Origin of the sequence: Staphylococcus sp. KUGN1, from assembly GCF_045984185.1 — a bacterium.
Lineage (GTDB): Bacteria > Bacillota > Bacilli > Staphylococcales > Staphylococcaceae > Staphylococcus > Staphylococcus warneri_A.
The window spans coordinates 66,148-83,144 of sequence record NZ_JBJQIL010000003.1 but is presented as its reverse complement, the minus strand read 5'-3'; the positions used below and the strand labels follow the sequence as shown (position 1 = coordinate 83,144).

The window sequence follows — 16,997 nt, the reverse complement described above, 5'->3', positions numbered from 1 at the left end:
GTCTTTTTGTATGCTTTTATATACATAGTTGGCATGCTAAATATATATTTTTTATGGGAAAGGATGAAGGTTTCATGTTAGATATTAAACTTTTTAGAACAGAGCCAGACAAAGTTAAGAGCAAAATTGAATTAAGAGGAGACGACCCTAAAGTAGTCGATGAGGTATTAGAATTAGATGAAAAGCGTCGTACATTAATAAGCAAGACAGAAGAGATGAAAGCGAAACGTAATAAAGTAAGTGAAGAAATCGCTCAGAAAAAACGTAATAAAGAAAATGCTGATGATGTTATTGCTGAAATGCGTCAATTAGGTGATGACATTAAAGAATATGATACACAATTAAATGAAATTGATAATAAAATGACAGACATTCTATGTCGTATTCCAAACCTTATCAATGACGATGTGCCACAAGGTGCTTCAGATGAAGAAAATATCGAAGTTAAAAAGTGGGGTACACCACGTGAATTTGATTTCGAAGCGAAAGCACACTGGGATATCGTAGAAGATCTTAAAATGGCTGACTTCGATCGTGCCGCTAAAATTTCTGGTGCACGTTTCGTTTATCTAACAAGAGACGGTGCACAATTAGAACGTGCATTAATGAACTACATGATTACGAAACATACAACACAACATGGTTACACTGAAATGATGGTACCTCAATTAGTTAACGCTGATACAATGTATGGTACTGGTCAATTACCTAAATTCGAAGAAGATTTATTTAAAGTGGAAAAAGAAGGATTATATACAATTCCAACTGCTGAAGTACCTTTAACAAACTTCTATCGTGGTGAAATCATCCAACCAGGTGTCTTACCTGAAAAATTCACTGGACAATCTGCATGTTTCCGTAGTGAAGCGGGTTCAGCTGGTAGAGATACAAGAGGTTTAATTCGTTTACACCAATTCGACAAAGTTGAAATGGTACGCTTTGAAAAACCTGAAGATTCTTGGGATGCTTTAGAAGAAATGACTACAAACGCTGAAGCGATCTTAGAAGAATTAGGATTACCATATCGTCGTGTTATCTTATGTACTGGAGACATTGGTTTCAGTGCTAGTAAAACATACGACTTAGAAGTATGGTTACCAAGCTATAACGACTACAAAGAAATCAGTTCATGTTCAAACTGTACTGACTTCCAAGCACGACGTGCCAATATCCGTTTCAAACGTGATAATGCAGCTAAACCTGAATTAGCGCATACGTTAAACGGTAGTGGTTTAGCTGTAGGTCGTACATTCGCAGCAATCGTTGAGAACTACCAAAATGAAGATGGTACAGTAACAATCCCTGAAGCCTTAGTACCATTCATGGGTGGTAAAACTCATATTCAAAAGCCAACTAAATAATTTAGATTGTTAGCGAATAAATAGCTATACAATGCGCGGTAATGAAGAGCCATCATTGCCGCGTATTTTTTATGCGAATAATCAAAAGTAAGAGGGTAGGGGAGGGTCATTAAGTAAAATTTAGATGCAAAAATAGAGGGGACGTCTAATTGTTTACGGAAAATTCTGTCATATTATAAACGCTTTAGTTGCGACGTTTTTAAACAGAGGGTTGTCTTACGTCACACATACCGACGTCTAAAGTGATTGCCGTTTTCATCATTGTATATTAGACTTGAGTTTATTATTTAAACGTAAATGCATTTGGTACTAGAAAGGGGAGGCAAGATGACCCATCTCACATTTAGACAAGGTGTTAAAGAATGTATTCCAACATTATTAGGATATGCAGGTGTTGGTATTTCATTCGGTATTGTTGCTGCATCTCAAAAGTTTAGTTTATTAGAAATTATATTACTTTGTTTAATTATTTATGCTGGTGCGGCGCAATTTATTATATGTGCGTTAGTCATAGCTGGAACACCATAACAGCGATAGTGTTGACAACGTTTATTGTTAATTCACGTATGTTTTTATTAAGTATGACGTTAGCACCTAATTTTAAGTCTTATAGTTTATGGAATCGAATTGGACTTGGTTCTTTAGTGACCGATGAAACATTTGGTGTAGCCATCACACCTTATTTAAAAGGTGAGCCAATTAACGATCGTTGGTTGCATGGTTTAAACATTACAGCATATTTGTTTTGGACCTTTTCTTGTGTAGTTGATGTTATATTCGGCAAATATATTTCGAATCCAGAGATGTTAGGATTAGATTTTGCGATTACGGCTATGTTTGTATTTTTAGGTATTGCTCAATTTGAATCTGTTAAAAAGTCTAAGATCAACATCTATCTTGTGCTTATTCTATGTGTCATTGTGATGATGTTAACGTTAAGCTTTGTTATGCCTTCATATGTAGCGATTATTATATCTGCGGTTGTCGCTTCTACATTAGGGGTGGTGATGGACAGATGATGACAGATCAACATATGTTAATCATTATTATTCTATGTGGTATTGTTACGATTTTAGTTAGAGTGATTCCATTTATGATGATTTCACGAGTGAATTTACCTGACGTTTTGATTCGATGGTTATCCTTTATTCCAATTACACTTTTTACAGCGCTCGTCTTGGACGGTTTGATTCAACAACATGAGGGTAGTGTAGGCTATACACTCAATGTGCCATTCATTATTGCATTAATACCAACTATATTATTAGCCATCTATACGAGAAGTCTAACCTGGACGATTTTAGGTGGTATTGCATTTATCGCTCTGTTGAGATTCTTTCTATAGAAATCAAGGTCTACATATTGAATTTCGTGATGGAGTTAGTTAAAATTCAAGTAGTTAGAAAATTTAGATAATTAATGTATTTATTCAAAACTTAATCATAAAATCTTATTCAGAGAAGTTGAGGGACTTGGCCCATAGACGCTTCAGCAACCGGCTACAAAGAATACGAGTACGGTGCTAAAACCAACGAGCACTCGAATGATAAGTACTGAACCGCTTCTTACTTTTCATAGAGTAAGAAGCTTTTTTTATTTAAAGGAGGATGGATTCATATATGTCGAATTATACAGTTGATACATTAGAATTAGGCCAATTCACGACAGAGTCTGGAGAAACGATACAAAACTTAAAATTAAAATATGAACATGTAGGTTATCCTGGACAACCATTAGCATTAGTTTGCCATGCACTAACTGGCAATCATCTTACATATGGTACAGATGAACATCCAGGTTGGTGGCGTGAAATTATTGATGGCGGATATATGCCTATTAATGATTATCAATTTTTAACATTCAACGTGATAGGGAGTCCATTTGGTTCAAGTTCAAAGCATAATGATCCACATTTTCCAGATCATTTAACATTAAGAGATATCGTACGTGCACTTGAGAAGGGGATAGAAGCACTAGGATTTAATAAAATAGATATTTTAATCGGTGGTAGTCTAGGAGGTATGCAAGCACTAGAATTACTTTATAACCGACGATTCCAAGTGGATAAAGCGGTCATACTTGCTGCTACAGATAAAACATCATCGTACAGTTGTGCCTTTAATGAGATTGCTAGACAAGCGATTCATATCGGAGGTAAAGAAGGTTTAAGTATTGCCCGACAATTAGGATTTTTAACTTATCGTTCTTCTAAAAGTTATGAGCAACGCTTCACGCCTGAAGAGGTAGTTAGTTATCAACAATATCAAGGTAATAAGTTCAAAGAATCATTTGATTTATCATGTTATTTAACACTGCTGGACGTCTTAGATAGTCATAATATTGATAGAGGTAGAGATGATGTTGATGAGGTATTTAACTCATTAGACACAAAGGTATTAACGATGGGATTCATAGATGATTTGTTGTATCCAGATGATCAAGTATTAGCGACAGGGCAACGTTTTAAATATCATCGACACTTTTTTGTACCAGATAATGTGGGGCACGATGGTTTCTTACTTAATTTTGAAGATTGGGCACCTAATTTATATCACTTTTTAAATGCGAAACATATTCGACGATAATGACTAAAACCATGTTCTAACGTTAATTTTATAAGGTTGAATATCGATTTTAAAAGTATAGTATATAAAGAGAATACAAATCGAGAAATTAAATAGGTGACTATGAGATGAAACAATTGATAATTATATTAAATGCATTGAATTATATAGTTATAGCATCATTAATAATATTCAACTTCAATAATCTATCTGAAAAGGGATTAGATATATGTAGATATTTCCTATTTATTAGTTGTGTTTTACTTATATTTTCATTAATTATGTATTTATTAACTAAGAAAGAATTTGTTTTAAAAAGTAGTTTTATTAATCTAATTAATTTAATTGCCATATTTCCAATTCTACTTTTAATAATGATTTGATTTTCATATTACTATGCTTGCTTTTAAAAGGTTTATCGTAATGAATTTTAATTAAAAATTTGTAAAAACTATAGATTATTTCTCTCTAAAGTACTGCTGGAATTGACCGACATAAATACCAGTAGTATTTTATTGTTTATTTTTTTCAAAGAGGTTAAAATGGTAATTATAGTCAAAAAAAGTATGGGAGTGGCGTGTGTGTTTTCAAAAATACAACCTAAAGCAACTATTATAGGTACATTAGCATTAGTGATAGTCGCTTTAGTAACACATGTATTACCTATTCTCGGCTTAATTTTATGTTTATTTGCAACAATCCCAGGTGTCGTATTATGGAACAAATCTATTCAGTCATTTGGAATTAGTGCCTTAGTAACAGTTATAATTACAACATTATTAGGTAATACATTCGTCTTAAGTATAATGGTTTTAGTGATTTTAACGAGTTTAATCATTGGACAATTACTTAAGGAAAGAGCAACAAAAGAAAGAATTTTATATGTAACAACGGTATCTCTAAGTTTAATGACATTGATAGGATTCATGTTATTACAAGTATTTGATAAAATCCCAAGAGCAGCCGCATTAGTTAACCCTGTTAAAGAAACCGTTCATAACATGTTATTAACAAGTGGAGCAGATGCTGATTACAGACAGATGCTTGAAGAAAGTATCCGCCAAATGACGGTCCAACTCCCTAGTTATCTCATTATTATCGTTTTTCTTTTCGTTTTAATTAATCTGATCATAACATTTCCAATCCTGCGCAAATTCAAAGTAGCTACGCCAATATTCAAACCACTATTCGCTTGGCAAATGAATCGTACACTATTAACAATCTATATTATTGATTTACTTTGTGTAATGTTTGCAACCCAACCAAGTACGTTCCAGAGTATCGTATTAAACTTTGAAGTTGTGTTATCATTAGTGATGTACATTCAAGGGATGAGCGTGATACATTTCTTCGGAAAAGCGAAGCGACTACCGAATGTAGTAACTATCATATTAATGGTTATAGGGACATTATTAACACCAATGACTCATATTGTAGGGTTATTAGGTGTCATCGATTTATGTATCAATTTAAAACAACTAATGAACAATAATAATAAAAAGTGATGAGAGGTGGAAGAATGAACCGTCAATCCACTAAAAAAGCTTTGCTCATACCATTTATTATAATGGTACTGACTGCTATAGCATTAGTCATCGTTTGGTTTATATTTAACCAAATCGTGGCAGGCATAGCTGCAGGAATATTACTAGTAATGATTATTGCTAGTGGATTCTTGCTAAGACAAGCTTTTATGAAAATGGACAGTTATGTGGATGGTTTAAGTGGTCATATTACAACAAGTAGTAATAAGGCGATTAAACACTTACCGATCGGGATGATTGTGTTAGATGAGAACGACCATATTGAATGGGTTAACCAATTTATGTCTGAACATTTAACAACTAATGTTATTTCAGAATCGGTAAACGAAATATTTCCAAATATCTTAAAGCAATTGGAGAAAGTTCAAGAAGTAGAGATTGAACATGAAAATTATCATTATAGAGTACGTTATTCAAGCAATGAACATTGCTTATACTTCTTCGATATTACAGATGAAGTGCAAACGAACCAATTATATGAAGATTCAAAACCCATTATTGCAACATTATTCTTAGATAACTACGATGAAATTACGCAAAACATGAATGACACACAACGTTCTGAAATTAACTCAATGGTTACACGTGTGATTAGTCGTTGGGCATCAGAATATAATATTTATTTCAAACGTTATAATTCAGACCAATTCGTAGCCTATTTAAATCAAAAGATCTTAGCGGAAATCGAAGACTCAAATTTCAATATTTTAAGTCAGTTACGTGAGAAAAGTGTTGGTTACCGAGCACAATTGACATTAAGTATTGGTGTCGGTGAAGGTACTGAAAATCTTATCGACTTAGGTGAATTATCACAATCAGGTCTAGACTTAGCACTAGGTCGTGGTGGTGACCAAGTCGCTATTAAAAATATGAACGGCAACGTACGTTTCTACGGTGGTAAGACTGACCCTATGGAAAAACGTACACGTGTAAGAGCACGTGTTATCTCACACGCATTAAAAGATATCTTAACTGAAGGCGATAAAGTCATCGTAATGGGACATAAACGACCTGACTTAGATGCCATTGGTGCAGCCATCGGTGTGTCTAGATTCGCTTTAATGAATAATCTAGAAGCATATGTTGTGTTGAATGAATCTGATATCGATCCAACATTACGTCGTGTCATGGATGAAATTGATAAGAAACCAGAACTTAAAGAACGATTTATTACATCTGACGATGCATGGGATATGATGACATCTAAAACAACGGTTGTTGTCGTTGATACGCATAAACCAGAAATGGTATTAGATGAAAATGTCTTAAACAAAGCAAATCGTAAAGTGGTAATTGACCATCATAGACGTGGTGAAAGCTTTATCTCAAATCCACTACTGGTTTATATGGAACCTTATGCAAGTTCAACAGCCGAACTTGTCACAGAGTTGCTAGAATATCAACCAACTGAACAGCGTTTAACACGTCTTGAATCTACTGTTATGTATGCAGGTATTATTGTTGATACAAGAAACTTCACATTACGTACGGGTTCAAGAACGTTCGATGCCGCAAGTTATTTACGAGCACATGGTGCCGATACTATTCTTACACAACACTTCTTAAAGGATGATGTGGATACGTATATTAACCGTTCTGAATTAATTAGAACAGTCGAAGTACAAGATAACGGTGTTGCGATTGCACATGGCTCAGATGATAAAATTTATCATCCTGTTACAGTTGCACAAGCAGCAGATGAGTTGTTAAGTTTAGAAGGTATAGAAGCTTCATATGTCGTTGCCAAACGTGAAGATAACCTAGTCGGTATCTCAGCCCGTTCATTAGGATCAGTTAATGTACAATTAACAATGGAAGCCCTAGGTGGCGGTGGTCACTTGACGAATGCAGCGACACAATTAAAAGGTGTCTCAGTGGAAGACGCCATTGTACAATTACAACAAGCAATAACAGAACAAATGAGTAGGAGTGAAGACGCATGAAAGTAATTTTCACACAAGATGTTAAAGGTAAAGGTAAAAAAGGCGAAGTTAAAGATGTGCCAGTAGGTTATGCAAATAACTTCTTATTAAAAAATAATTATGCTGTAGAAGCAACACCTGGTAACTTAAAACAATTAGAACAACAAAATAAACGTGCTGAAGCAGACAGACAACAAGAAATTGATGATGCTAAAGCATTAAAAGAAAAATTAGCTAACATCGAAGTTGAAGTATCTGCTAAAACAGGTGAAGGCGGTAAATTATTTGGTTCAGTAAGTACGAAACAAATTGCCCAAGCCCTTAAAGATCAACATGACATTAAATTAGATAAACGTAAAATGGATTTACCACAAGGTATCCACACATTAGGTTATACAAACGTACCTGTTAAATTAGATAAAGAAGTTGAAGGTACTATTCGTGTGCATACAGTAGAACAATAAAGATGGATTGAAAATAGAGGTGTAATCAATAATGGATAGTATGTACGAGCAAAATCAAATGCCACATAGCAATGAAGCCGAACAATCTGTCTTAGGTGCCATTATTATTGATCCGGAATTAATTAATACAACTCAGGAAGTGTTACTTCCTGAGTCATTTTATAGAGGCGCCCATCAACATATTTTCCGTGCGATGATGCACTTAAATGAAGATAATAAAGAAATTGATGTAGTGACGTTAATGGATCAATTAACGACTGAAGGAAGCTTGAGTGAAGCGGGGGGCCCGCAATATCTTGCAGAATTATCTACCAATGTCCCTACAACAAGAAACGTTCAATATTATACTGATATCGTATTTAAGCATGCGCTTAAACGTAAGTTGATTCAGACTGCAGATAGTATCGCCAATGACGGATACAATGATGAGTTAGAATTAGATACGATCTTGAGTGATGCAGAACGACGTATATTAGAGCTATCATCAACACGTGAGAGCGATGGTTTTAAAGATATTCGAGACGTGTTAGGACAAGTTTATGAAACTGCAGAGGAACTCGATCAAAATAGTGGTCAAACACCGGGTATTCCAACAGGTTATAGAGATTTAGACCAAATGACAGCAGGTTTTAACCGAAACGACTTAATCATTTTAGCTGCACGACCATCTGTTGGTAAGACTGCCTTCGCACTTAATATTGCCCAAAAGGTAGCAACACATGAAGATTTATATACAGTAGGTATCTTCTCTCTTGAGATGGGTGCAGACCAATTAGCAACACGTATGATATGTAGTTCAGGTAACGTTGACTCAAACCGATTAAGAACCGGTACAATGACCGAAGAGGATTGGAACCGATTCACGATTGCAGTTGGTAAACTATCTCGAACAAAAATATTTATTGATGATACGCCAGGTATACGAATCAATGATTTACGTTCTAAATGTCGTCGACTTAAACAAGAGCATGGTTTAGATATGATTGTGATTGACTATCTACAATTAATTCAAGGTAGTGGTTCACGTTTCTCAGATAACCGTCAACAAGAAGTATCTGAAATTTCACGTACGCTTAAAGCTATTGCACGTGAGCTAGAATGTCCTGTCATCGCACTGAGTCAGTTATCTCGTGGTGTTGAACAACGACAAGATAAACGTCCGATGATGAGTGACATCCGTGAATCAGGATCTATCGAGCAAGATGCTGATATTGTTGCCTTCTTATATCGTGATGATTATTATAATCGTGGCGAAGATGAGGATGACGATGATGATTCAAGCTTTGAGCCACAAACTAATGATGATAATGGTGAAATTGAAATTATCATCGCTAAGCAACGTAACGGCCCGACAGGTACTGTGAAATTACACTTCATGAAACAATACAACAAATTTACTGATATAGATTATGCCCATGCAGAAATGTCATAAAATATTTTAAATATAAAAACCGTACAATAAATAACTTTACAGTTTTATTGTACGGTTTTTGTTTTGTATAAAGGTATTTAAAAATCACTAAGTATGTGTCTTGAATTTTTGAATAAATATGTTAAATACCGTCATGATAGCTTTTATGTACTTTTTAACTTTCATTATAAAGAAAAATAGATGAATTTGATTGTACGAAATCAATGTTCGATTTTTATTTGCATTATAGTATCTATATTGGTAAAATACTTCATGGTTAAATGAGAAAAATTTGGAGGTGCTCTTATGTCATCAATCGTAGTAGTTGGGACACAATGGGGAGACGAAGGTAAAGGTAAAATTACAGATTTCTTAGCAGAACAAGCAGACGTGATTGCACGTTTTTCAGGTGGTAATAATGCAGGACATACCATCCAATTTGGTGGAGAAACATATAAATTACATTTAGTACCATCAGGTATCTTCTATAAAGACAAATTAGCAGTTATTGGTAATGGTGTGGTAGTTGATCCAGTTGCATTACTTAAAGAATTAGACGGTTTAAATGAACGTGGTATTTCAACAGATAACTTACGTATTTCTAACCGTGCTCAAGTGATTTTACCTTATCATATTGCACAAGACGAGTATGAAGAGCGTCTTCGCGGTGATAATAAAATCGGTACAACTAAAAAAGGTATCGGCCCAGCATACGTAGATAAAGCACAACGAATTGGTATCCGTATGGGAGACTTAGTCGAAAAAGAAACATTCGAAAGACTATTAAAACAAAATATTGAACATAAAAATGCATATTTCAAAGGTATGTTTAATGAAACATGTCCAAGCTTCGATGATATATTTGAAGAATATTATGCTGCAGGTCAACGTTTAAGAGAATTTGTTACAGATACACCTAAAATCTTAGACGACGCAATTGTTGCAGATGAAAAAGTACTATTCGAAGGTGCCCAAGGTGTGATGTTAGACATCGATCACGGTACATATCCATTCGTCACTTCAAGTAACCCAGTAGCAGGTAACGTTACAGTAGGTACTGGTGTAGGTCCAACATACGTATCTAAAGTCATTGGTGTATGTAAAGCTTATACATCTCGTGTTGGTGATGGTCCATTCCCTACAGAATTATTTGATGAAGATGGTCATCACATTAGAGAAGTTGGTCGTGAATACGGCACAACAACTGGTCGTCCTCGTCGTGTAGGTTGGTTCGACTCAGTAGTATTACGTCATTCACGCCGTGTAAGTGGTATTACAGACTTATCAATCAACTCAATTGATGTGTTAACAGGTTTAGATACAGTTAAAATCTGTACAGCGTATGAATTAGATGGTAAAGAAATTACTGAATACCCAGCTAACTTAGATCAATTACAACGTTGTAAACCAATCTTCGAAGAATTACCAGGTTGGACGGAAGATATTACAGGTTGCCGCACTTTAGAAGAACTTCCTGAAAATGCACGCAAATATTTAGAACGTATTTCTGAATTATGTGGCGTACGCATTTCAATCTTCTCAGTAGGTCCAGATCGTGAACAAACAAACTTATTAGAAAAATTATGGTAATTAATACCGATAGCCGTTAAATGATGTAACAATCATTTAACGGTTTTTTTATGGGAAAAATGCTTGAATATACTACAAAATAACGCATCAATGGTGCTTTATGATTACTGTCTCAGTCCTAATTACAAATAATGTTAAAATTATGTAAAAAATATCTTGTCATTCAAATATTGGCTGTGCTATAATCTATCTTGTGCTTAAGAACGGCTCCTTGGTCAAGCGGTTAAGACACCGCCCTTTCACGGCGGTAACACGGGTTCGATTCCCGTAGGAGTCACCAATTTTTTAGGTCTCGTAGTGTAGCGGTTAACACGCCTGCCTGTCACGCAGGAGATCGCGGGTTCGATTCCCGTCGAGACCGTATTGCCTACCCAAGAGGGTAGGCATTTTTTATGCCTTTTTATTATCAACGAAAGTAATGCTACTTTATTTAATGATTATTCCTCATTTTACAAGTCGATGACATTTGGCAATCGAAACTTAACATTTCCCTAATTATCGTTAGAAGCAAATGAAAAACATTGAATTAATCGGTTTTATACTAAATTTTAATATTACAAAATTATGAATTTAATATCTTTTGAATTCTCAGCTTACTGAAAGCATTCAACTTATTTTGTGATATAGAATTTTGGTGGTAAACTTATATATAATATTATTCTATAATTTTTTATACAAAAATAGAATTAACCGTTCATAAATGGTAAATTAGATAGTAGTAACTGTGTTAAAAAAGCACATGCGTTTGAGCCTCGTGAAAGGTCTCAATCGATACGAATTAAGATAAGTCGAACGGTAGAATTATACTTTGAGAAATGAGGTTTATATATATGGCTAGAAAAGTTGTGGTAGTCGACGATGAAAAACCAATTGCTGATATTTTAGAATTTAATCTTAAAAAAGAAGGATACGATGTATTTTGTGCGTACGATGGTAACGACGCTGTAGATTTAATTTATGAGGAAGAACCAGACATCGTATTATTAGACATTATGTTACCTGGTAGAGACGGCATGGAAGTCTGTCGTGAAGTACGTAAAAAATTCGAAATGCCTATCATCATGTTAACTGCGAAAGATTCTGAAATTGATAAAGTTTTAGGATTAGAATTAGGTGCAGATGACTATGTGACGAAACCATTTAGTACACGCGAATTAATTGCACGTGTAAAAGCAAACTTACGTCGTCATTATTCTCAACCAGCGCAAGAAGTTAATGACGCAACAAATGAAATTTCTATTAAAGATATCGTCATTTATCCAGATGCATATTCAATTAAAAAACGTGGTGATGACATTGAGTTAACACACCGTGAATTTGAATTATTCCATTATCTTTCTAAACATATGGGCCAAGTAATGACACGTGAACATTTACTACAAACTGTGTGGGGCTATGATTATTTTGGAGATGTACGTACTGTAGACGTAACGATTCGCCGTTTGCGTGAAAAAATCGAAGACGATCCATCACACCCAGAATATATCGTGACACGTAGAGGCGTTGGATACTTTCTCCAACAACATGATTAGAGGTTTAGTTGAATGAAGTGGCTAAAACAACTCCAATCCCTTCACACGAAACTGGTCATTGTCTATGTCTTACTGATTATTATTGGTATGCAAATTATTGGTCTCTATTTTACTAATAGTTTGGAAAAGGAATTACTCGATAATTTTAAAAAGAACATTACACAATATGCGAAACAATTAGATGTAAGCATTGAAAAAGTATATAACGAAAAAGGTTCGGTCAACGCTCAAAAGGACATACAAAATCTTTTGAGCGAGTATGCCAACCGTCAAGAAATTGGTGAAATCCGCTTTATAGACAAAGACCAAATTATTATGGCAACAACTAAGCAGTCTAACCGCGATTTAATCAATCAAAAAGCCAACGATAGTTCTGTTCAAAAGGCATTATCACTTGGTCAAAGTAACAACCATATGGTGTTAAAAGACTATGGTAATGGTAAGGAACGGGTTTGGGTTTATAACATACCAGTTAAAGTTGATAAACAAACGATAGGTAATATTTACATAGAATCGAAAATCAATGATGTATATAACCAACTTAACAATATTAACCAAATCTTTATCGTAGGTACTGCTATTTCATTATTTATTACTGTGATACTCGGGTTCTTCATTGCGCGAACCATTACCAAACCTATTACCGACATGCGTAACCAGACGGTCGAGATGTCTAAAGGTAACTATACGCAACGTGTTAAAATCTATGGTAATGACGAAATCGGTGAACTCGCACTTGCATTCAATAATTTATCCAAGAGGGTACAAGAAGCACAAGCGAATACTGAAAGTGAGAAACGTCGTTTAGACTCTGTTATCACACATATGAGTGATGGTATCTTAGCGACAGATAGACGTGGACGTGTCCGTATTGCCAACGATATGGCACTTAAAATGCTAGGCATGGCTAAAGAAGACCTTATCGGTTATTACATGCTAAGTGTATTGAATTTAGAAGAAGAATTTTCATTAGATGAAATTCAAGAAAATAATGACAGCTTCTTATTAGATATTAATGAAGAAGAAGGCATCATTGCGCGTGTAAACTTCAGTACGATTGTTCAAGAAACAGGCTTTGTGACAGGTTACATTGCCGTATTACATGATGTAACAGAACAACAACAAGTAGAACGTGAACGTCGTGAATTCGTAGCTAACGTATCACACGAATTACGTACACCATTAACTTCTATGAACAGTTATATTGAGGCGCTTGAAGAAGGCGCTTGGAAAGATGATAACTTAGCACCACAATTCTTATCCGTAACACGTGAAGAAACAGAACGTATGATTCGACTTGTTAACGACTTACTTCAATTATCTAAAATGGATAATGAATCAGATCAAATTACCAAAGAAATTGTCGACTTTAACATGTTTATTAATAAGATTATTAACCGACATGAAATGGCTGCTAAAGACACAACATTTGTCCGTGAAATTCCACAACAAACGATTTTCGCTGAAATAGACCCTGATAAGATGACGCAAGTATTTGATAACGTCATTACTAATGCAATGAAGTATTCTCGTGGTGATAAACGCGTCGAGTTCCACGTGAAACAAAATGCACTTTACAATAGAATGACAATTCGTATTAAAGATAATGGTATCGGTATCCCTATTAATAAAGTAGATAAAATTTTCGATAGATTCTACCGTGTCGATAAAGCACGTACACGTAAAATGGGTGGTACAGGTCTTGGACTAGCCATCTCAAAAGAAATTGTTGAAGCACATAACGGTCGTATTTGGGCCAATAGTGTGGAAGGCCAAGGTACATCTATCTTCATAACACTACCATGCGAAATCATTGAAGACGGTGATTGGGATGAATAGTAAAGAACACATCAAAACGATTATCCTCGTCTTACTCGTGCTAATGAGTATCGTCTTAACTTATATGGTTTGGAATTTCTCGCCTGATTTATCTAATGCAGATAGTACACCGGAGAATAAGAGGGACAACACTAAACCCATTAGTAAACCGGGAACGGCTAAAATGGATAGTACCATCACACCGTTTCAAATTATTCATTCTAATGGTGAGAAAACAGAAGGTATGCCCGCAACAGGACATGCTATTTCAAAAATAATTAGTCCTTTAAAAGATAAAGATATTGTTTCAGTACAACATTTAAAACGAAATCACAATTTAATTATTCCAGAACTGAGTGATAATTTTATCGTTCTTGATTTTACGTATGATCTACCGTTATCAACATATTTAAGCCAAGTTTTAGATATTGATGCAAAAACACCGCGTCATTTTAACTTTAATCGACTACTAATAGATCAAGACCACGAAGGACGTGTCGTATTATATGCAATTAGTAAAGATAGACATCAAGTCGTTAAAATGAAGACATCCGTTAAAGGTCAAGATGTTAATCAATCATTAACTAATCTGAAACCAGATATGGAGAAATATACTGAAATCATTACTAATAAAGAAACAATTGATAAAGCCACACACATTTTTGCACCTAAAAAGCCAAAAGATATTAAGACATATCGTATGGTATTCAATATTATTAACGTTGAAAAAATGAATTCCGTATTATTCAATGATTCAACGATTGTGAGAAGTGCACAAAGTGGTGTGACAACTTACAACAATAATACAGGTGTAGCCAATTACAATGATAAGAGTGAGAAATACCATTATAGAAACTTATCAGAAGATGAGAAGAGTTCAACCAACATGGAAGATACTATTGGTGGGACATTCGAATTCCTCAATGCTCACGGTGGTTTCTTAGGCGAAGACTACCGTCTGTTTAGTACAGATAATATGAGTGGTGAATTAACATATCAACGCTTCTTAAACGGTTACCCTACGTTTAATAAACAAGATTTAAATGAGATTCAAGTCACTTGGGGTGAAAAAGGCGTCTTTGATTATCGACGCTCATTACTAAGAACTGATGTAATTTTGAATAGTGGTGATAAAAAGTCACTTGAAAGTGCTGAATCTGTTCGTTCAGGACTTGCTAACAATAGTAATATCGACTTCGAGCGTGTGACTAACATCGCGGTAGGTTATGATATGGATGATCGACCTAACAATGATGATATCGAAGTGCAACGCAATAGTGAGTTTACACCTCGTTGGTATGTCGAATATGACGGTAAGTGGTATGCGTATAAAGATGGGGGGCTAGAATAAATGAACTGGAAATTGACCAAGACCTTATTCATTTTCGTATTTATTCTTGTAAACATCTTCCTCGTCGTGATTTATATTGATAAAGTAAATAAATCACAAATTAATGAAGCGGAAAGCGATAATCGCGTAAACTTCCAACAAGAAGAAATTAAAGTCCCTGAAGACGTCTTGAACAAAGATGTGAAAGATACGCAGATGCAACAAATCACAGCAGAATCTAAAGATTTCTCAAGTTATGCCAAAGAACGTTCAAGCTTGAGCGCATCGGAATCAGGAAAGTTACTTGATGGCGATATCGGTAGTACCGTTAACGTCAGTGATAAAAACCTTAAAGATATTAAGAATTACATGAAAGACAATGTTTATAAAGGTAAATATTATCAATTGAGTAAACTTGGTTCAGATACAATGACTTTCGAGCAAACCTATCAAGGTTATCCGATTATGAATAATAGTAGAGCTAGACTTAGCTTCAATATAGATAATGGCAAAGCAACAAGCTACAAACAGACAATGATGGACAACACTAAAGGATCAAACAGTAGTAAAAACCAAGTCATAGGCCCGAGAAAGGCTATAGAAGCTTTATATTACAACCGTTACCTCAAACGTCATGATGAAGTGATAGACGCACGTTTAGGCTACTATTCAGTCGTTAAAGAAACAAACGTGCAACTACTACAACCTAACTGGGAAATCAAAGTCAAACACAACGGCAAAGACAGCACACAAACCTATTACGTCGAAGCCACAAGCACTAATCCAAAAGTAATAGACAAGTAAAAGGTCTGTAGAAAAGCGTTTAGAGTTTGAGCAGAATCGAAACGGCGAGCAAAATTGTTTTTCAAATTTTGTCGAGCTGTGAGTACTTCTGCCGATAACTCTGCTTTTCGAAAGCCGTCAATTATAGAATTATTATGATTAGTCTTGCTCCGGTAAGGTTGACTAGAAAAGAAAAAAGCTTGATACATTAGACCGTCTTTGTAATTTATTACTTAGACGGTTTTATGCATGAACTTTAGTTCATGTATACCTCTAAAGCTTAATTTGAACACATGAGTCAATACGCATGTGTAAGTCATTCTAATTTCTATAAGAAAAAGAATGACTTTACAGTCAACTACTGCCTAATTTTGAATGTAACTTGAAATATATTGATATCCTAGCTTGGAACCCTCAAAAGTAATACTTCGTATTGTATGACTTCGCATTCTTAGGGTACAGTTTCAGCGAGAAATACTGCACAGATAAATCTGTGAAGATTTTTAAGATCTTTAACTAGTACTGTTCCCTCAGGAGTCTTCGCCATAAATACTTCTTATTAATATATAAGTTTAACTGTCTACAAAGTTTCGTAATTTGTAGACAGTTTTTATATGTTTACTTGTATTTTGAACTAGTGTGAAATTAAATAAATAATCTAGCTGAAAACTTTAATTT

General features: G+C 34.8%; 12 protein-coding genes, 2 tRNA genes, 1 pseudogene and 1 riboswitch. All 15 genes and pseudogenes read left to right on the top strand.

The window, feature by feature from the left end; all coding sequences use genetic code 11:
• The first annotated feature begins 74 nt into the window (after positions 1-74).
• The 15 genes and pseudogenes from serS (at position 75) to ACJQQZ_RS08800 (ending at position 16,340) form a co-directional block, all read left to right on the top strand.
• A complete protein-coding gene (gene serS / locus ACJQQZ_RS08870) occupies positions 75-1,361 on the top strand; it encodes a serine--tRNA ligase (RefSeq protein ID WP_107532863.1) in 1,287 nt (428 codons plus the stop codon).
• A 327-nt stretch (positions 1,362-1,688) separates the two neighbouring features.
• Positions 1,689-2,380 (top strand): annotated as a pseudogene (locus tag ACJQQZ_RS08865) (AzlC family ABC transporter permease).
• Positions 2,377-2,706: an AzlD domain-containing protein gene (locus tag ACJQQZ_RS08860; RefSeq protein ID WP_002451558.1), complete on the top strand. Its 330-nt coding sequence runs from the start codon at positions 2,377-2,379 to the stop codon at positions 2,704-2,706. The pseudogene ACJQQZ_RS08865 and the gene ACJQQZ_RS08860 overlap by 4 nt, the downstream one beginning before the upstream one ends.
• A 102-nt stretch (positions 2,707-2,808) precedes the next feature.
• A riboswitch (SAM riboswitch) is annotated at positions 2,809-2,914 on the top strand.
• Positions 2,915-2,980: 66 nt separating this feature from the next.
• Positions 2,981-3,946: a homoserine O-acetyltransferase MetX gene (gene metX / locus ACJQQZ_RS08855; RefSeq protein ID WP_145506195.1), complete on the top strand. Its 966-nt coding sequence runs from the start codon at positions 2,981-2,983 to the stop codon at positions 3,944-3,946.
• Positions 3,947-4,491: 545 nt separating this feature from the next.
• Complete coding sequence (locus ACJQQZ_RS08850; protein WP_100066980.1) at positions 4,492-5,430, top strand: YybS family protein; 939 nt, start codon at positions 4,492-4,494, stop codon at positions 5,428-5,430.
• Between the two features lie 14 nt (positions 5,431-5,444).
• Positions 5,445-7,412 (top strand): DHH family phosphoesterase, encoded by a 1,968-nt coding sequence (locus ACJQQZ_RS08845; protein WP_002451561.1) that lies wholly within the window; start codon positions 5,445-5,447, stop codon positions 7,410-7,412.
• On the top strand, positions 7,409-7,855 hold the full coding sequence (gene rplI / locus ACJQQZ_RS08840) for a 50S ribosomal protein L9 (RefSeq protein ID WP_002466410.1): 447 nt from the start codon (positions 7,409-7,411) through the stop codon (positions 7,853-7,855). Before ACJQQZ_RS08845 ends, rplI begins: the two co-directional genes overlap by 4 nt.
• A 31-nt stretch (positions 7,856-7,886) precedes the next feature.
• On the top strand, positions 7,887-9,287 hold the full coding sequence (gene dnaB / locus ACJQQZ_RS08835) for a replicative DNA helicase (RefSeq protein ID WP_002451563.1): 1,401 nt from the start codon (positions 7,887-7,889) through the stop codon (positions 9,285-9,287).
• Between the two features lie 285 nt (positions 9,288-9,572).
• Entirely contained in the window at positions 9,573-10,856 is a 1,284-nt protein-coding gene (locus ACJQQZ_RS08830; protein WP_002451564.1) for an adenylosuccinate synthase, read from the top strand.
• Between the two features lie 205 nt (positions 10,857-11,061).
• Positions 11,062-11,136: transfer RNA gene (locus tag ACJQQZ_RS08825), tRNA-Glu, on the top strand.
• An 8-nt stretch (positions 11,137-11,144) separates the two neighbouring features.
• Positions 11,145-11,217 (top strand) — tRNA-Asp (locus tag ACJQQZ_RS08820).
• Positions 11,218-11,686: 469 nt separating this feature from the next.
• A complete protein-coding gene (yycF, locus tag ACJQQZ_RS08815; protein ID WP_002451565.1) occupies positions 11,687-12,388 on the top strand; it encodes a response regulator YycF in 702 nt (233 codons plus the stop codon).
• A gap of 12 nt (positions 12,389-12,400) precedes the next feature.
• Positions 12,401-14,227 (top strand): cell wall metabolism sensor histidine kinase WalK, encoded by a 1,827-nt coding sequence (gene walK, locus ACJQQZ_RS08810; protein ID WP_002451566.1) that lies wholly within the window; start codon positions 12,401-12,403, stop codon positions 14,225-14,227.
• Positions 14,220-15,557, top strand: coding sequence for a two-component system activity regulator YycH (gene yycH / locus ACJQQZ_RS08805; protein WP_124228173.1), 1,338 nt, complete (start codon positions 14,220-14,222; stop codon positions 15,555-15,557). Before walK ends, yycH begins: the two co-directional genes overlap by 8 nt.
• Positions 15,558-16,340 (top strand): two-component system regulatory protein YycI, encoded by a 783-nt coding sequence (locus ACJQQZ_RS08800; RefSeq protein ID WP_145506204.1) that lies wholly within the window; start codon positions 15,558-15,560, stop codon positions 16,338-16,340.
• Positions 16,341-16,997: the final 657 nt, after the last annotated feature.